Raw genomic sequence first — 16,116 nt, 5'->3', positions numbered from 1 at the left:
TCGAGACCTGGCGCCGATCCCGGTACGCTGGATCCCCGTGCGCCTAGGGGTACTCGACGTCGGTTCCAACACCGTCCACCTGCTCGTGGTCGACGCCCACCGTGGCGCCCACCCGACGCCGATGCATTCCGAGAAGTCCGTGCTGCGCCTGGCGGAGCAGCTCACCCCCGGCGGTGAGCTCAGCAAGGCCGGGTCCGACGACCTCGTGACCGCCGTCGAATCCGCGAAGGACGCCGCGGCCCGGCTGGGCTGCGAGGAGGTCATGGCGTTCGCCACCTCCGCGGTCCGCGAAGCGAAGAACTCCGCCAAGGTGCTGGCCCGCGTGGCCGACCGCACCGGCGTCGAGCTGCAGGTCCTGTCCGGGGTCGACGAGGCCCGGCTCACCTTCCTGGCCGTCCGCCGCTGGTACGGCTGGTCGGCCGGCCAGCTGCTCGTGCTCGACATCGGCGGTGGCTCGCTCGAAATCGCGATGGGCCGCGACGAAGAGCCCGTGCTGGCCGAATCGCTGCCGCTGGGCGCCGGCCGCACCACCCGCACCCGCTTCCGCCACGACCCGCCGACGCGCTCCGAGCTCGTCGCGACGTCGGCGTGGCTGGACGACCAGCTCACCGAGCTCGCGCGGAAGGTCACCAAATGGGGTGAACCCGATCGTGTGGTCGCGACGTCGAAGACGTTCCGCTCCCTCGCCCGGCTGACCGGCGCCGCCCCCTCGGCGGCGGGCCCGCGCGTGCGACGTACGCTCACGGACACCGCGTTGCGCCAGCTCCTGGCCTTCATCTCCCGGATGACCTCGGCCGATCTGGCTCAGCTCGAAGGAGTCAGCTCGAGCCGGTCGCACCAGCTGGTGGCGGGGGCGCTCGTCGCGCAGGCCACGATGCGGGCCCTGGGTTTGGCGGAACTCGAGATCTGCCCATGGGCTCTGCGAGAGGGTGTGATCCTGCGGCGGCTGGACCATTCCAACGGCGCGGATGAGACTGGAGCGGCTCTCGTGGCGCGCTTCGGCGCACAGGAGGACCGGTGAAAGCACGCGGCTGGACTTCCCGGAAGGTGGACGGGCACGGTGGAGAGGTGACGGACATGCAGAGGACGGCGTACAGCGCGCGCTGCGCCGCCGGCGTGCCGTCGGGTACCGCTTCGCCGAACGCCGAGGACCCGGAGCGCGCAGGGGAATACCAGGTATGACGGACCAGACCGGAGGCGATCAGCCGCAGAAGACCGTGGCTGAGCTGCTCGCCCAGCACGGCGCCCAGGTCGACGGCGGACGCCGTCGCCGCCGGCGCGCGGCCGATGACGACGACGAGCCGGGCACCCCCGAAGCCCCGCCCGGCGCGACCGGCTCGCACCGGCGTCCCGGTGTCGGCGACACCGGCCCGCAGGCGATCATCGACCGGGTCGCCTCCGAAGGCACCCCGCCGCCGCCTTCGCGGCCCGCCGGACGGCGCCGCGCCGAGCCGCCGTCCCCGCCGCCGCCCGCACCCCGCGCGGTCCCGCAGGACTCCCAGCCGCTGCCGCGGCCGGTCCCGCCACCCCCGCCGCCCCCGGCCCGGCCCGCTCCCGGCGGCGCCGAGTCCGGCCAGTACGCCCGCCCGGCGCCGCAGGAGTCGGGCCAGTACGCCCGCCCGCAGGAGTCCGGGCAGTTCTCGCGGCCGCCGCAGGAGCCGCCGGCCCCGCCCCAGGCGTCGCAGCAGCTGCCGGTGCCGCCGCGCGCACCCCGGCGCCAGCCGCCGCCCCCGCAGCCTTCGCAGCAGCTGCCGGCCCCGCCGCCGGCGGCCGAGGAGACCCGCGGGGCCGTCCCGCCGGTCCGGCGCCGCCCGGGGCCGCCGCCCCAGGCGTCGCAGCAGCTGCCGACGCCACCCCCGGCCGGCGGTCCCCTGTCGGCCCGGCTCGACGGCCTCAACGGCACCCCGGACGCCGAGGCCGACGTCCCGCCGGGCCCGATGGCCAGCGGCACCTTCGCGACGCCGCCCGCGGCGCCCGGGCGCCCGCGCCGGGCCCCGGCCCGCCGTCCGCAGCCGCAGCAGGAGGCCTACACCGAGCAGTTCTCGGCCGTCCCGGACGAGGAACCGCCCGCGCCGCCGAAGAAGGCGGACGAGCCTTCGTCGCCCGCGGGGCTGGCGAACTGGCGCAAGCGCCGGCAGAAGGAGCAGATGGAGGACACCGAGATCGGCGTCATGCCGGTGGTGCCCACCGAAACCCCGGACGACGGCTACCCCGAGGACGACTTCGAGCCCGACGGCTTCGCGCCGGAGAGCAGCGGCTACCAGGCCGCCTACGACGCGGGCCCGCCGACGGGCGCGTACCCGCCGCCGATGCCGTTCGCGCCCGGCGACCGCGCGTCGCGCACGCCGATCCCGGACGACCTCGAGCCGTACGAGCGCGAGTTCGCCGACGGCTACCCGGCGGACGGCCCGGACTTCGAGCACGACGAATACGGCTACGAGGACGACGAGTACGACGACGTCCCGCCGGAACCGGTGGCCGCGGAGGAGCCCGAGACCTCGCCCGGCAAGGCGTGGCTGGCGCTGGCCGGCCAGCTGGCGATGGGTGTCGTCGGCGGCGCCGCCGTGTGGCTCGGGTTCAACTGGCTCTGGGTGAACATCCCGGCGGCCGCCCTGGTGGCGGCGCTGCTGGTGGTCGTCGCGCTGGTCTGGATCGTGCGGAAGATCCGCCGCGCCGAGGACCTGCAGACGACGGTGCTCGCGGTGCTGGTCGGCCTGGTGGTCACGGTGTCCCCGGCGGCCCTGCTGCTCGTCGGCCGCTGACGTCCGGCGGGGACGCGGTGAGATCCGCGTCCCCTTCGCGGCCCGGCGATTCCCCGCACCGTCGGTGACGGGGCAGGATGGCGCGCGTGACAGACGAGCAGCCGGTCCCCGTCGGGCTCAGCACGGCGTCCGTGTGGCCCCTCAAGGCGGGGACGGCCTTCGAGCTGGCCGCCGAGCTCGGCTTCGACGGCGTCGAGGTGATGGTCTGGGCCGACGCCGTCAGCCAGGACGTTTCGGCGCTGCGCCGCTGGTCGCGCCGCACCGGGGTGCCCGTGCTGTCGATCCACTCGCCGTCGCTGCTGATCACCCAGCGGATCTGGTCGCCGGACCCGGTGGTGCGGCTGCGGATGTCCGTCGAGGCCGCCCAGGAGCTCGGCGCGCGCACGGTCGTCGTGCACCCGCCGTTCCGCTGGCAGCGCCGCTACGGCGACGCGTTCGGCGATCTCGTCGACGAGCTGGAAGAGACCAGCGGGATCGAAATCGCCGTCGAGAACATGTTCAAGGTCCGCCCGCCGGGCGGTTCCCGGAATTCGCGCGTGTCCGCGTTCCGGCCGTCGATCGACCCGACGGACGTCGGTTTCCGGCACTACACGCTCGACCTGTCCCACACAGCGGCAGCCGGGATGGACGCGCTCGCGCTGGCGCAGCGAATGGGTGAAGGCCTCTCGCACGTCCATCTGGCGGACGGGACCGGCGTCCCGAAGGACGAACACCTGGTACCCGGACGGGGTGGTCAGCCCTGCGCCGAACTCCTGGAAAAGCTGGTCAGCAGCGGTTTCGCCGGGCAGATCGTGCTGGAGGTCAACACGCGGCACGCCCTCACCGGGGCCGAGCGGGTCCGCGATCTGGCCGAGGCAGTGCTGTTCGCGCGATTCCACCTCGGCCAGTAATTGCGCACTTTCGGACAGACACGGCTGCTCCCGCCTCCATTTCCGCCGGTCGAACACGTAAAGTTCCGACTGTGAACCCGTCGCGCTCGTTGATCGTCACCTACCCGGATTCCCCCATCGGCACGGCGCGTTCGTGAGCGGACCGGACGGCACCGTCGCGTCCTTCGACGTGGCGAGTGCGGCGCGGTCGCTGGGGGACGGCACCTTCACCGCGGTGCTGCGTGCGGAGTGGGCCATCGGCTCGCACCCGCACGGGGGTTTCCTGCTGGCCCTGCTGGCCCGGGCGGCGATCTCCGCCCTGCACGAACGCGGCGAGCCGCACGCGGAGCCGCTGGTCGTCAGCGCGGAGTTCCTGCACGCGCCGGCCCTGGGGCCGGTGCTGCTGCGCACGGACGTCCGCAAGGTCGGCCGCCGCGCGACGGTCGTCGAGGTCCGGCTGGAGCAGCGGGGCCGCAGCTGCGTCGAGGCGAGGGTGACGACCGGGCGGCTGCCGATGCGGCGCCCGGAGTGGACGGACGTACCGTCGATGCCGGCCGAGCCCGCACCCGGCGCGCTCGCCATGCCGGAGAGTCCCGAGGGCCCGTTCAACCTGGCCAAGGGCTGTGAAGTGCGGCTCGACCCGGCGACCGCGGGCTACCTGGCCGGCCGCACCGGCGAGCCGCCCCGGATGCGGCTGTGGGTCCGGCCGCGCCACGGCCTGGTCGACCCGTACTTCACGCTGCTCGCCTCCGACGTCAACCCGCCGGTGGTGATGAACCTGGGCCGCATCGGCTGGGCCCCGACGGTCCAGCTGACGGCCCTGCTGCGCACCCGCCCGGCCCCGGGCTGGCTCCGCGTGGTGGTCGAGTCGAGGTCGGTCCACGAGTCCTGGTTCGACTCGGACGCCACGGTGGTCGACTCCCAGGGGCGGCTGGTGTGCCAGGCCCGGCAGCTGGGCCTCGCCCCGGCACCGGGTGCCTGAGGCGCGTTTGGCACGCTTTACGGCATGACGGTCATCGCGGTGCTGGGTGCGGGAAAGATCGGCGAGGCGTTGCTCTCGGGGCTGCTGCACGGCGGCCACGAGCCGGGCGACCTGCTCTTCACCGAGCGGTACCCGGCGCGCGTCGAGGAACTCACCGCGCGCTACGGCATCCGCGGTGTCGAGGTTGAGGATGCCGCGAAGCAGGCCGACGTCCTGGTCGTGGCCGTGAAGCCGCAGGACATCGACCCGGTGCTCGACGAGCTCGCGCCGTTGCTCGGGCCGTCGTCGCTCGTCGTGTCGCTGTGCGCCGGGCTGCCGACCTCGCTCTACGAGCGCCGGCTCGCCGACGGCGTGCCCGTGGTGCGGGTCATGCCGAACACGCCGATGCTGGTCAACGAGGCCATGAGCGCCATCTCGGCCGGGCGGCACGCGACCGCCGAGCACCTGGCGATCGTGCACGACCTGCTCTCGCACGTCGGCCAGGTCGTCGAGGTGCCCGAAGCGCAGCAGGACGCCGTCACCGCGCTTTCGGGCTCCGGCCCGGCGTACTTCTTCTACCTGGTCGAGGCCATGATCGACGCCGGCATCCTGCTCGGGCTGCCGCGGGCGCTGGCCGGGCAGCTGATCATCCAGTCGGCCGTCGGCGCGGCGAAGATGCTCGCCGAGTCCGAGGAGCACCCGGTGCTGCTGCGCGAGGCCGTCACGTCGCCCGCCGGGACCACCATCAACGCGATCCGCGAGCTGGAGAAGCACGGCGTCCGCGCGGCGCTGCTCGCCGCCATCGAGGCCGCCAAGGACCGCTCGGTGGAGCTGGGCAAAGCTCACGAAGGCTGACGGGGCCGCCAGCCGTTCGCCCAGGCGTCCAGCTGGACGAGCGTCCCGAACAGGGATTTCCCCTGCTCGGTGAGCGCGTAGCCGTCGCCGGCGTGGTCGACGAGGTCCGCTTCGCCGAGTTCGCGCAGGCGGGTGGTCAAGACGCTCGACGAGACGCCGTCACAGCGCTGCTGCAGTTGCCGGAACGTCGGCTTCGCGTCGTCGCGCAGCTCCCAGAGGATCCGCAGCGCCCAGCGCCGGCCGAGCAGGTCGAGCAGCGCCATCACCGGGCGGCCGGTCGTGGACCCCCGGACGGGACGGCCGGGTAGTGGGGTCATCGTGCTTTCCTTTCCGAAGCGCCGATGTTAGCTTGCCCGGTATGCCTCTGAAATCGAAGCAGCCCCGGATTGCGCCGCTCGAGCCGCCGTTCGACGCCGAGACGGCCTCGCTCCTCGAACGGCTGGGGCCGCCCCTTCGGCTCTTCCGCGTCTGGGCCCGGCGTCCCGACCTGGCCCGCGGGATCGCGGAGTGGGGCCGCTACTACTTCTCGCGGCAGTCCGCGCTGACCGTCCGGCAGCGCGAGCTGGTCATCGACCGGACCACCGCCCTGTGCGGCGCCGACTACGAATGGGGCGTCCACATCGCGGTCTTCGCCGAGAAGGCCGGTCTCGGCGCGGAGCAGGTCCGCTCGCTGGCCACGGGCAGCCCGGCCGACGCGTGCTGGGACGCGGGGGACCGGGCGGTGCTCGCGGCCGTCGACGAGCTGCACGCCACCAGCGACCTCGCGGACGGGACCTGGTCGGCGCTGGTGGCCGCCGCCGGCGAGGACGGCGCGCTCGACCTGCTGCTCGTCTGCGGCTGGTACCACGCCATCTCGTTCACCGTCCGCGCGCTGCGGCTGCCCCTCGAACCGGGCACCGCGCGCCCGGATTCGCTGTAATGGGCGATTCCGGCGGTCTTGCACGCGCGGGTGCCCGTGCGTTAGCGCTGGTAAGGGCCCATCTCGGTGACAGGCGTCGCATTAGTCCCACCAGTCCCGCTACTCTCGATAGAGCACGTGCGTGTCGATACCACAGGTGGGGAAGCCTCGTGGCGCGACACGTGTCGAAGGACGCGGTAAACATGTCGCCGAACAAGAAGGAGGATCTGCCGGCTGTCGGGCAGGTCCAGTTCCTGACGGTCGCCGAGGTGGCCACGCTGATGCGGGTCTCCAAGATGACCGTCTACCGTCTCGTGCACTCGGGTGAGCTGCCCGCCGTCAGGGTCGGGAAGTCCTTCCGGGTGCCGGAGAAAGCAGTGCACGAGTACCTCCAGGGCGCCTACTACGACGTGGGCTGAGTTCGCCGCGGCCGGCGGCGCGCCGGGCTACGGCCCGCCCGCCGACCGGCCCGCCGGAGGAGCCGAGTAACCTGGTAGACCGCTCGTGCCTGTGCGCTCCACCCGTTGGACGCTGCGCCGGGCAGCGTGACCGACGACGACCTAAGGAGCGCCCATGGGCTCTGTGATCAAGAAGCGCCGCAAGCGCATGTCGAAGAAGAAGCACCGCAAGCTGCTGCGCCGCACGCGAGTGCAGCGTCGTAAGGCCGGCAAGTAAGACCCAGCCGTGCGCAGCCGTGGCCCGTCCAGTCTCTGGACGGGCCACGTCCATTTGGTGGGCCGGTTCCCCCCGTTCGAGTGAGGTCTGCGTCGCATTCCGGCGCGATGCGGTTAATAGCACGTAAGACACCCCGGAGCTACCACTGAAGAGCGGTAACATCTCAAGGGCGTCCGCGCGATGCTTCCAGTGAGTGCAGGTTCGCGCACTTCGGGTGATCGTCCACCCCCACCACGCCCTACGCCGCAGGGAGTCGTATGCCGTCGAACATCGTGCTCGTCACCGGGGTCGCCGGGGAACTGGGCGGGAAGCTCCTCGCCCGGCTGGGCAACAACCCCGACTTCGAGCGGGTCATCGGTGTCGACACGGTCGCCCCGGACAAGACGGTGCTGCAGCGCATGGGGCACGCGGAATTCGTCCGCGCGGACATCCGGAACCCGTTGATCGCGAAGGTGATCAGCACCGCGAAGGTCGACACGGTGATCCACGCGTCGTGCACCGCGCACCCGGCGGGCCCCGGGCGCCGCACGGCCATCAAGGAAGTCAACGTCATCGGCACCATGCGGCTGCTGGCCGCGTGCCAGCGCTCGCCGCTGGTCAAGAAGCTGGTGGTCAAGTCGACGGCGGCGGTCTACGGCGCCGGCGCCCGCTCGCAGGCGGTGTTCACCGAAGACTCGGAGCTCATCCCGACGTCGTCGAGCGGGTACGCGAAGGACGCCGTCGAGATGGAGGGCTACGTGCGCGGCCTGGTGCGGCGCCGTCCCGACATCACCACGACGTTGTTCCGCTTCGCCAACATCATCGGGCCGTCGACCGACACCGTCCTTTCGCGATACTTCGCGCTGCCGGTCGTCCCGACGGTCTTCGGCTACGACGCCCGGCTGCAACTGTTGCACTCGTCGGACGCGTTGGCCGTGCTGGAAAAGGCTTCTCTGACGGATCGGCCCGGCGTGTTCAACGTCGGCTCGGAAGGGGTACTCACCCTCTCGCAGGCGATCCGGCGAGCGGGCCGGGTCGAGCTGCCGATGCCGCGGAGCGTGGTGCCGTCGGTCGGCAAGGTCCTGCGCGGCGCCCGCGTCGTGGACTTCTCCGCCGACCAGGTCCGGCTGCTGAACTTCGGCCGGGTCGTCGACATCGCCAAGCTGAAGAACGAGTTCGGCTACACCCCGCGGTGGACGACGCGTGAGGCGTTCGACGACTACATCACCGGGCGCGGCCTGCGGCCGGTGCTCGACGGCGGCAAGCTGGCCGGCCTGGCCGGCAAAGTGCTCGTCGCTGCGGCTACCGGGCAGGCGAGCCGGTGACCAGGCCGTACGACTTGGACGAAAGCGAGGCGGAGACGGTGGGCGGTGCCGAGGCACAGGTCATCCCCCTGCACGGGCCAGGCCGGGAGAAGCCGGAGGCCGAGCGGGACCAACGCGTGCGGGAAGCCGACGCGCCGGTCGTCCCGTTCCCCGGCGGTGAGCGGGTGGCGCAGGCGCCGGACGTCCTTTCGGACGCGGCCCGCTCCGCGCTCGGCTTCCTCCGCGACCGGCTGACGGGCGACTACACGGTCGACGAGTTCGGCTTCGACGCCGAGCTGACGGACGCGGTGTTCCTGCCGCCGCTGCGGGCGCTGTACAAGAAGTGGTTCCGGGTCGACACGTTCGGCGTCGAGAACCTGCCGCTCGAGGGCGGCGCGCTGCTGGTGTCCAACCACTCGGGCACGATCCCGCTCGACTCGCTGATGACGGCGGTGGCGGTCCACGACGAGACGGGCGGCCGGCACCTGCGCGGCCTCGGCGCCGACCTGGTGTTCCAGGTGCCGCTGGTGGGTTCGTTCGCCCGCAAGTCCGGGCAGACGCTGGCCTGCAACGAGGACGCGGAACGCCTGCTGCGCGGCGGTGAGCTCGTCGGGGTTTGGCCGGAGGGCTTCAAGGGCGTCGGCAAGCCGTTCTCGTCCCGGTACAAGCTGCAGCGCTTCGGCCGCGGCGGCTTCGTGTCGGCGGCGCTGCGCGCGGGCGTGCCGATCATCCCGGTCTCGGTCATCGGGGCCGAGGAGATCTACCCGAAGCTGGGTGACATCAAGCTCCTGGCGCGCATGTTCGGGTTGCCGTACTTCCCGGTGACGCCGTTGTTCCCGCACTTCGGCCTGCTGGGCGCGATCCCGCTGCCGACGAAGTGGAGCATCGAGTTCGGCGAGCCGATCCCGACGGACGCGTACGGCCCGGAGGCCGTGGAGGACCCGATGCTGGTGTTCCAGCTGACGGACCAGGTCCGCGAGTCCATCCAGCAGACGCTGTACCGCCGGCTTTCGCAGCGGAAGTCCGTTTTCCGGGGCTGACGCTCAGCGGCGGCGGTAAGCCATTCCCGCCGCCACCGCGCCGGCCAGCGCGCCCGCGCCCAGCACCGACGGCACCCCGATCTTCGCGGCCTTGCGGCCGGTCCGGAAGTCCCGGATCTCCCAGCCGCGCGCGCGGGCGACGTCCCGAAGGCCACCATCGGGGTTCACCGCCACCGCCGTCCCGACCGCGGAAAGCATCGGGATGTCGTTGGCCGAGTCCGAATACGCCGTGCAGCGCTTGAGGTTCAGGCCCTCGCGCGACGCCAGGGCCCGGACCGCGTGCGCCTTCGCGCGGCCGTGCAGGAGGTCGCCCACCAGGCGGCCCGTGTAGACGCCGTCGCGGGTTTCCGCCACCGTGCCCAGCGCGCCGGTCAGGCCCAGGCGGCGCGAGATGATCGCCGCCAGCTCGATCGGCGTGGCCGTCACCAGCCAGACGCGCTGGCCCGCGTCCAGGTGCATCTGCGCGAGCGCGCGCGTGCCGGACCAGATCTTGTCCGCCATCAGCTCGTCGTAGATCTCTTCGCTGATCGACGTCAGCTCGGCCACCGTGCGGCCGGCCACAAAGGACAGTGCGCGTTCGCGGTGGGTCTTGATGTCTTCCTTGTTCTCGCGGCCGCCGAGCCGGAACTTGATCTGGCCCCAGACGAACCCGGCCAGGTCCGACGACGTGAAGAACTTCCGGGCGGCGAGGCCGCGCGCGAAGTAGAAGATCGACGCGCCCATCATCATCGTGTTGTCGACGTCGAAGAACGCGGCCGCGGTGAGGTCGGGCGGCGCCGGCGGAGAAGGCGGTTCCGAAAGAGCGTGGGCGGCCTCGGCCGACGCCTCGCCCGCGAGCGTGGCGAGCCGTTCCAGCTCCTGACTCTTATCCCTGCCACGCCAAGCTGACACGCACACCGCCTCCACGTCCCTGCGAACGTCCGGATCCTTCGCACAGCGTAGCGAGCCGCCCACCGCCCCGTCGCAGGTGTGGCCCGGACCTCAGCCGATGACGATCGGCGGCAGACCCGGGAGCAGCGGCGGGATCGAAACCAGCGGTGGCGGTGTGGTGGTCGACGTCACCGGCAGCCGCGGGGTGGTCGTCGGCACCTGGCCGTACACCGGGGGCGGCGTGACCCCGCCGGTCGCCTTCGGGACGCCGGGCGTCGTGGCCGCTTCCGACGGCGGCGGCTGGGTGGTGGTCGTCGGCGCCGGGGTCGTCTCGGTCGTCGGCGCCTGGGGCGCCGACGACGCCGGGTCGCCGCCCGCCGAGGGCGCCGGCCGCTGGGTGCACTCGCCGGTCGCCGGGAGCAGGCCCAGGTCGTCGGACGTGCCGGTGGTGATCTGGTAGCAGTTCATCCGCGCGGCCAGCCCGCTCGTGCGTTCCTGGACCTTGCCGAGGAGGTTCCGCACGTCGTCGAACACCGGGGCCGCGCTCGCCGGGAGCGTCGGCCGCTGCTCCGCGAGCCGCGCCTCCTGGTTCCGCGCCCACAGCCGGACGTCCGCGAGCGCCTGCGCGCCGCCGCCGTCGCTGGTCGCCACCGTCGCCATCTGGGCGACACCGGCCTTCAGGTCGGCGGCGAAGTCGTTGTACGCGGTCTGGTAGTCGGCCTGGCTCGCGCCCTGCGCGGCCATCTCGCCGAGCTCGGTGACGCGGTTCGTGGCGAACTCGAGGTGCTTGCGGGCGCGGGCCTCGTCGCCGAAGGTCAGGCCCAGCGACGTCGACTCCCCGGCGCGCTTGACGCCGTACAACGCGTCGCCGGGTACTGCGTTGCGCGACAGCACCAGGGTGAGACCGGAGAGGACGAGGAACAGGAAGAGCGCGGCGGCCACCAGGTCGGCGGTCCGCGGCCGCCACCTCCGACGCGGGGTGGCCGCCGCCGTCTCCAGGCGGCCCGCGATCTCCGCGCGGATCCGCTGCCGCGTCTCCAGGTCCGGGGCCCCGGCCGCACCGAGCTCGCGCAATGCGCCGACGAGGGCCAGTTCGTCGGCGAATTCACCGTCCCGCTGCTTCGGGGACGGCTCCAGGGCACGCGCGAACCGGTCGATTTCGGCTCGCTCACGCGCAAACCTCACTGCGCTGCTCCATCTCGGGCCGTGGCCGGTCCTGACACCGGTCTGGCAGGAGTAACGATCCAGAAGGCGTGAGGGTTACCGGTTTCGGTCGACGGACCGGAAAGTTCGCGGGATCAGCGCAATCCCGTGGGCAGAAGTTGTGCCAAACGGCGTACGGCGCGGTGCTGGAGCGCCTTGATCGCCCCTTCGTTGCGGTTCATGATCTGCGCCGTCTCCGCCACCGACAGGCCCTGCAGGAACCGCAGGACAATGCATTCCCGCTGGTCGTCGCCCAGTTCCGCGACGCAGCGCAGCAGCTCGGTGCGGGTCGCGCGGGAGATGGCCTCCTGCTCGGGGCCCGCCTGGGCGGTCGCGCCGACGCTGAAGGGTGCCGAGCCGGGCTCGGTGACCTCGTCGGTGACGACTTCGAGGCGGAACCGGCTGGACTTGACGTGGTCGAGCACGAGGTTGCGGGCGATGGTGACGAACCAGGCGCCGACGTCACGGCCCTGGTAGCTCACCGACGTGATCCGGCGCAGCGCGCGCAGGAACGTCTCGCTGGTGACGTCCTCGGCCAGGTCGCGGTCGCCCAGGCGGAAGAGCACGTACCGGTAGACGACGTCGACGTAGCGGTCGTAGAGCCGGCCGAACGCGGACGAGTCACCGTCCTGCGCGGCGCGCACCAGGTCCCAGGCCTCGGCCTTCGCGGCTTCGGCGCGCTCGTCGTCGGAGTTCTGCCTGCTCAGCGGCACGGACGCGGAACGCCCGAACACGCGCTCGGCGAACATGAAGACGGGCCCGCGGCTCACGGCGGTCGGCACGGTCATCGGGCGGCACCTCCGGCGGCGGCTCTGACCCAGCGGGCCACGGTACCCCCGGACCACGGGCGAGCAGGGGCCTGCCGGCTCGCATGCCCCACGGCCTCGTGGGCAGGCAAGTTCGTCACGGCGACTCCCTCTCTCCGGTCGCGGCGGTGATCAACACCACCCCGCGACGCAGTGCAGCATACGTGTAGTTACCGCGAAGTAGGTAGTGGCTCCGGGGTTGTGCAGACGCGACGCTCGCGGTCAGCACCCATGACGTCGCTCCGAATGACAGACTTGCAACGGTTTGGCCGGGAGAAGAGAGGTGGACCGCGCGTGAGTGCTCCAGAGGCGACGCAGTCGGGGGTCGGCGGGCTGCTCACGCGGGCGGCGGCGACCTGGCCGGAGCACCCGGCCGTGCGCGAGACCGGCACCGGGCACGGCCTGACCTACCGCGAGCTGGACGCGGCCGCGCAGGCGCAGGCCAGGCGGCTCGTGGACGCCGGTGTCGAACCCGGCGACCGGGTGGCGCTGCGGCTGCCGACGTCGGTGGACTTCGTGGTGGCGTTCTTCGGCGCCCTGCGCGCCGGCGCGGTCGTCGTGCCGATGTCGCCGCAGGCCCCGGGCCCCGAGCTGGCGAAGCTGCTCGACCACAGCGGTGCCAAGGTTGTCATCACGCGCCACGCCGACGAGGAGCTGCCGGCCGGGGTGAGCGGGCTCACGCCGGAATCGGACCCGGATGGAGTAGCCGAGGACGCCGGCCGCGGCGGCGAGGACATCGCCGTCGTCTCCTACACCTCCGGCACGACCGGGCCGCCGCGCGGCGTGATGCTCTCGCACCGCGCGCTGCTGGCGAACCTGGCGCAGCTCGACGAGGTCGACGGCGTCCTCGACCACGACGACCGCGTGCTGATCACCATCCCGCTCTTCCACGTCTACGGTCTCGGGCCCGGCCTGCTGCACGCCACGGCCGTCGGCGCGACCGCGATCCTTTCGGAGCGCTTCGAGGCGCAGCGCACGCTCGACGACTGCGCCGAACACGGCGTCACGACGATCACCGGCGTCCCGACGATGTACACGGAGTTCGCCGCCCTCGGCGCCGACGAACTGCGCGCCAAGCTCGCGACGCTGCGCCGGATGACGTCGGGCGCCGCGCCCCTGCACCCGAAGGTCCTCGGCGCGATCCGCGAGGCCACCGGCCTGGACGTCTACGAGGGCTACGGCCTCACCGAGTGCGCCCCGGTGGTGACGTCGACGCTGGTCACCGGCTACCCGAAGCCCGGGTCGGTCGGGCGGCCGCTGCCCGGGATCGAGCTGCGGCTGGTCGACAGCGACGGCACCGACCAGGCCGTGCCGCTCGACCCGGACGACGTCGACGACGTCTTCGAGGCCGAGGGCGAGACCGGGCTGGTGTCGATCCGCGGCGCGAACCTGTTCTCCGGCTACTGGCCCGACGGCGAGCACGGGCCGGACGACGAGGGCTGGTTCCGCACCGGCGACGTCGGCTACCTCGATGTCGACGGCGACCTGCACCTGGTCGACCGGGCCAACGACCTGATCATCGTCAACGGCTTCAACGTCTTCCCGCGCGAGGTCGAGGAGGTCATCGGGCAGCTGCCGGAGGTGGCCGAGGCGGCGGTCGTCGGGGTCGTGGACGAGCGCAGCGGCGAAGCGGTGAAGGCGTTCGTCGTGCCGGCGGCCGGGGCGGCGCTGTCCGAGCAGCAGGTCGTCGACCAGTGCACGGCCCACCTGGCCGGGTACAAGGTGCCGCACCTGGTCGAGTTCGCGGAGTCGCTGCCGCACTCGGCCACCGGGAAGCTGCGCCGCGTGCGGCTGCGGTAGGAAAGACGGCATGGCGCACGAAGTGACGGTGATGAGCCGGGTCGGTTGCCACCTCTGCGAGGTCGCGGAGGCGGACGTCGCGCGGATCTGCGGCGAGCTCGGCGTCGGGTGGACGACCCAGGACGTCGACACCGACCCGGAGTGGCGCGCGGAGTACGGCGACCGCGTGCCCGTGATCCTGGTCGACGGCGCCGAGCACGGCTACTGGCGCGTCGAAGAGGACCGGCTGCGCAAGGCCCTCAAGCCGTAACACGCTCGTAAGGGGGATCGAGCAGCCGCTGCACGCTCCGGCTCCGAAGATGGAGGCGTGAGCACTCTGCAGGAAGCGCCGCCCGAAGCACCCCGGCGGCTTTCGCTGCCCGTCGCGACCCTGATCGGGCTCCTCGCGCTGGCCGCCGCGCTCGGCGTCGGGCACCTCGTCGCCGGCTTCGTCGGCTACACGGCTTCGCCGTTCATCGCGGTGGCGAACTACGTCATCGACCACAGCCCGACCGGGATCGTGAAGTGGGCCGAGCGGACGCTGGGCACCTGGGACAAGCCGGTCCTCAAGATCGGGCTGGGGGTCGTGCTGGTCCTGCTCGCGGTGCTGGCCGGCCAGCTCTCGCGGCGGACGCCCCGCGCGGGCCAGGTGCTGGTCTTCCTGCTCGGCGCGGCCGGGGTCGCCGCCGTGTATTCGCGCAGTGACCTGGGGCAGGTCTCGCTGCTGGCGCCGGTCGCCGCCCTGGTCGCCGGGCTCGTCGTGTTCACCCAGCTGCACCGGGTCGCGCTGCCCGTGGCCGTCGTGCCCGACCGGGGTTTCGACCGCCGCAAGTTCCTGCGCGCCGGGATCGGCGTCGCCGCGGGGTCGGGGATCGCGGCCGTGGTCGGGCAGGTGGCCGGGACCAGCACGAACGCCGAAGACTCGCGGGCCGCCGTCGGGCCGCTCGTCCCCGCGCGGACCGTGCCGCCGCTGCCCGCCGACGCCGACTTCGCGAAGCTCGGCTCGCCGCCGTTCATCACGCCGAACGGCGACTTCTACCGCATCGACACCGCGCTGGTCGTGCCGCAGATCCGCACCGAGGACTGGAGCCTGAAGATCCACGGGATGGTCGACCGGGAGGTCACCTTCTCCTACGCCGACATCCGGAACCGGCCGCTGGTCGAACGGCGCGTGACGCTGACCTGCGTGTCCAACGAGGTCGGCGGCCCGCTGATCTCGAACGCGACCTGGATCGGCGTCGACCTCGCCGACCTGCTCGACGAAGCCGGCGTGCAGACCGGCGCCGAGCAGATGTACGCGACGAGCGTCGACGGCTGGACGTGCGGCACCCCGGCGAACGTGGCGCTGGACCCGCAGCGCGGCGCGATGCTGGCGATCGGGATGAACGGTGAGCCGCTGCCGGTCGAGCACGGCTTCCCGGCGCGGATCGTCATCCCCGGCCTGTACGGCTACGTGTCGGCGACGAAGTGGGTCGAGTCCCTCGAATTCACCAAGTGGGACGCCCGGCAGGCGTACTGGCTCAGCCGCGGCTGGGCCGAGCAGGCGCCGATCAAGACCGAGTCCCGGATCGACACCCCGACCGGCTTCGCGAAGGTGAGCGCGGGCAAGGTCCGGCTGGCCGGCACGGCCTGGGCGCAGCACACGGGCATCGCGAAGGTCGAGGTCCGGCTGGACCAGGGCCCCTGGCAGCCGGCGACGCTCTCGGCCGAGATCAGCAAGGACACCTGGCGCATGTGGTGGGCCGAGCTGGACGTGCCGAAGGGGACGCACCAGGCGTTCGTCCGCGCGACCGACCAGGACGGCTACACGCAGACGGAGAACCGCGCGGACCCGGTCCCGGACGGCGCGACCGGCTGGCACTCGGTGAGCCTCGACGCGAGCTGACGCGACCGGCGCGGCGGAGCCGTTCACCGCGCCGGACGGCCCGCTCACGGCGTCGCCGGGCCGGCACCCGGGCGGGCTCGGCCGGTGCCCTCCGCCCGAACTGCCTTGCCCGGCAAGGATTCTGACGCGGTGTCATGATCGCGGGCCCGGCGGAACCGCCTCCGACCAGTGACTTTGTGCGCGCGTTCACAAGTGGTCTACCGTAGGACCATCGCCCCCGGGCGGTCCGG

Annotated in this window: 17 protein-coding genes; 13 read left to right on the top strand and 4 right to left on the bottom strand. The window is 72.6% G+C overall.

Going from position 1 to position 16,116, the window contains the following annotated elements; translation table 11 throughout:
- The first annotated feature begins 37 nt into the window (after nt 1-37).
- From ACYVLJ_RS07045 to proC, 5 genes are all read left to right on the top strand, one after another.
- Entirely contained in the window at nt 38-1,021 is a 984-nt protein-coding gene (locus ACYVLJ_RS07045) for a Ppx/GppA family phosphatase (protein ID WP_451982795.1), read from the top strand.
- Between the two features lie 157 nt (nt 1,022-1,178).
- Complete coding sequence (locus ACYVLJ_RS07040; protein ID WP_460438101.1) at nt 1,179-2,762, top strand: hypothetical protein; 1,584 nt, start codon at nt 1,179-1,181, stop codon at nt 2,760-2,762.
- Nucleotides 2,763-2,839: 77 nt separating this feature from the next.
- Nucleotides 2,840-3,652, top strand: coding sequence for a sugar phosphate isomerase/epimerase family protein (locus ACYVLJ_RS07035; RefSeq protein ID WP_451982789.1), 813 nt, complete (start codon nt 2,840-2,842; stop codon nt 3,650-3,652).
- 133 nt (nt 3,653-3,785) lie between these two features.
- On the top strand, nt 3,786-4,613 hold the full coding sequence (locus ACYVLJ_RS07030; RefSeq protein WP_451982786.1) for a thioesterase family protein: 828 nt from the start codon (nt 3,786-3,788) through the stop codon (nt 4,611-4,613).
- A 24-nt stretch (nt 4,614-4,637) separates the two neighbouring features.
- Entirely contained in the window at nt 4,638-5,447 is an 810-nt protein-coding gene (proC, locus tag ACYVLJ_RS07025; RefSeq protein ID WP_460438100.1) for a pyrroline-5-carboxylate reductase family protein, read from the top strand.
- Here proC and ACYVLJ_RS07020 read toward each other — a convergent pair.
- The gene (locus tag ACYVLJ_RS07020) at nt 5,435-5,764 is read right to left on the bottom strand and encodes a winged helix-turn-helix transcriptional regulator (RefSeq protein ID WP_460438099.1); all 330 of its coding nucleotides are present in this window, start codon (nt 5,762-5,764) and stop codon (nt 5,435-5,437) included. The genes proC and ACYVLJ_RS07020 overlap by 13 nt on opposite strands.
- 41 nt (nt 5,765-5,805) lie before the next feature.
- On the opposite strand from ACYVLJ_RS07020, the gene ACYVLJ_RS07015 reads away from it, so the two are divergent.
- The 5 genes from ACYVLJ_RS07015 to ACYVLJ_RS06995 all read left to right on the top strand — a co-directional run bounded on the left by ACYVLJ_RS07015 (nt 5,806) and on the right by ACYVLJ_RS06995 (nt 9,343).
- Nucleotides 5,806-6,366 (top strand): carboxymuconolactone decarboxylase family protein, encoded by a 561-nt coding sequence (locus ACYVLJ_RS07015; protein ID WP_460438098.1) that lies wholly within the window; start codon nt 5,806-5,808, stop codon nt 6,364-6,366.
- Nucleotides 6,367-6,548: 182 nt separating this feature from the next.
- Nucleotides 6,549-6,764 (top strand): helix-turn-helix domain-containing protein, encoded by a 216-nt coding sequence (locus tag ACYVLJ_RS07010; protein ID WP_013222402.1) that lies wholly within the window; start codon nt 6,549-6,551, stop codon nt 6,762-6,764.
- 154 nt (nt 6,765-6,918) lie between these two features.
- On the top strand, nt 6,919-7,020 hold the full coding sequence (locus ACYVLJ_RS07005; RefSeq protein ID WP_007030867.1) for a 30S ribosomal protein bS22: 102 nt from the start codon (nt 6,919-6,921) through the stop codon (nt 7,018-7,020).
- 257 nt (nt 7,021-7,277) lie between these two features.
- A complete protein-coding gene (locus ACYVLJ_RS07000) occupies nt 7,278-8,324 on the top strand; it encodes an NAD-dependent epimerase/dehydratase family protein (protein WP_451982775.1) in 1,047 nt (348 codons plus the stop codon).
- Nucleotides 8,321-9,343 (top strand): lysophospholipid acyltransferase family protein, encoded by a 1,023-nt coding sequence (locus ACYVLJ_RS06995; protein ID WP_460438097.1) that lies wholly within the window; start codon nt 8,321-8,323, stop codon nt 9,341-9,343. The genes ACYVLJ_RS07000 and ACYVLJ_RS06995 overlap by 4 nt, the downstream gene beginning before the upstream one ends.
- Nucleotides 9,344-9,346: 3 nt before the next feature.
- Here the strand turns inward: ACYVLJ_RS06995 and ACYVLJ_RS06990 are convergent, their stop codons facing one another.
- The 3 genes from ACYVLJ_RS06990 to ACYVLJ_RS06980 all read right to left on the bottom strand — a co-directional run bounded on the left by ACYVLJ_RS06990 (nt 9,347) and on the right by ACYVLJ_RS06980 (nt 12,204).
- Nucleotides 9,347-10,234, bottom strand: coding sequence for an HAD family hydrolase (locus tag ACYVLJ_RS06990; RefSeq protein WP_451982769.1), 888 nt, complete (start codon nt 10,232-10,234; stop codon nt 9,347-9,349).
- A gap of 90 nt (nt 10,235-10,324) precedes the next feature.
- The gene (locus tag ACYVLJ_RS06985; protein ID WP_451982766.1) at nt 10,325-11,398 is read right to left on the bottom strand and encodes a DUF5667 domain-containing protein; all 1,074 of its coding nucleotides are present in this window, start codon (nt 11,396-11,398) and stop codon (nt 10,325-10,327) included.
- A 113-nt stretch (nt 11,399-11,511) separates the two neighbouring features.
- Nucleotides 11,512-12,204 (bottom strand): sigma-70 family RNA polymerase sigma factor, encoded by a 693-nt coding sequence (locus tag ACYVLJ_RS06980; RefSeq protein ID WP_451982763.1) that lies wholly within the window; start codon nt 12,202-12,204, stop codon nt 11,512-11,514.
- A 312-nt stretch (nt 12,205-12,516) separates the two neighbouring features.
- Between ACYVLJ_RS06980 and ACYVLJ_RS06975 the strand changes: the two genes are divergently transcribed.
- Genes ACYVLJ_RS06975 through ACYVLJ_RS06965 form a run of 3 tightly spaced genes read left to right on the top strand, consistent with a single transcriptional unit; the run spans nt 12,517 to nt 15,886 of the window.
- Nucleotides 12,517-14,022 (top strand): AMP-binding protein, encoded by a 1,506-nt coding sequence (locus ACYVLJ_RS06975; protein WP_451982760.1) that lies wholly within the window; start codon nt 12,517-12,519, stop codon nt 14,020-14,022.
- 10 nt (nt 14,023-14,032) lie between these two features.
- Entirely contained in the window at nt 14,033-14,272 is a 240-nt protein-coding gene (locus tag ACYVLJ_RS06970) for a glutaredoxin family protein (RefSeq protein ID WP_451982757.1), read from the top strand.
- A gap of 57 nt (nt 14,273-14,329) precedes the next feature.
- Entirely contained in the window at nt 14,330-15,886 is a 1,557-nt protein-coding gene (locus ACYVLJ_RS06965; RefSeq protein ID WP_460438096.1) for a molybdopterin-binding protein, read from the top strand.
- Nucleotides 15,887-16,116: the final 230 nt, after the last annotated feature.

The organism is Amycolatopsis stemonae, from assembly GCF_054781455.1.
Note: the sequence above shows the minus strand (reverse complement) of the source record. Positions and strands in the feature narration are given on the sequence as shown.

What these genes read in the sequence shown, in the direction of transcription:
- ACYVLJ_RS06980 (WP_451982763.1), bottom strand. Translation starts at nt 12,204, where the DNA reads ATGACCGTGCCGACCGCCGTGAGCCGCGGGCCCGTCTTCATGTTCGCC.
- proC (WP_460438100.1), top strand. Translation starts at nt 4,638, where the DNA reads ATGACGGTCATCGCGGTGCTGGGTGCGGGAAAGATCGGCGAGGCGTTG.
- ACYVLJ_RS07005 (WP_007030867.1), top strand. Translation starts at nt 6,919, where the DNA reads ATGGGCTCTGTGATCAAGAAGCGCCGCAAGCGCATGTCGAAGAAGAAG.
- ACYVLJ_RS07000 (WP_451982775.1), top strand. Translation starts at nt 7,278, where the DNA reads ATGCCGTCGAACATCGTGCTCGTCACCGGGGTCGCCGGGGAACTGGGC.
- ACYVLJ_RS07015 (WP_460438098.1), top strand. Translation starts at nt 5,806, where the DNA reads ATGCCTCTGAAATCGAAGCAGCCCCGGATTGCGCCGCTCGAGCCGCCG.
- ACYVLJ_RS06970 (WP_451982757.1), top strand. Translation starts at nt 14,033, where the DNA reads ATGGCGCACGAAGTGACGGTGATGAGCCGGGTCGGTTGCCACCTCTGC.
- ACYVLJ_RS07035 (WP_451982789.1), top strand. Translation starts at nt 2,840, where the DNA reads ATGGCGCGCGTGACAGACGAGCAGCCGGTCCCCGTCGGGCTCAGCACG.
- ACYVLJ_RS07010 (WP_013222402.1), top strand. Translation starts at nt 6,549, where the DNA reads ATGTCGCCGAACAAGAAGGAGGATCTGCCGGCTGTCGGGCAGGTCCAG.
- ACYVLJ_RS07040 (WP_460438101.1), top strand. Translation starts at nt 1,179, where the DNA reads ATGACGGACCAGACCGGAGGCGATCAGCCGCAGAAGACCGTGGCTGAG.
- ACYVLJ_RS07020 (WP_460438099.1), bottom strand. Translation starts at nt 5,764, where the DNA reads ATGACCCCACTACCCGGCCGTCCCGTCCGGGGGTCCACGACCGGCCGC.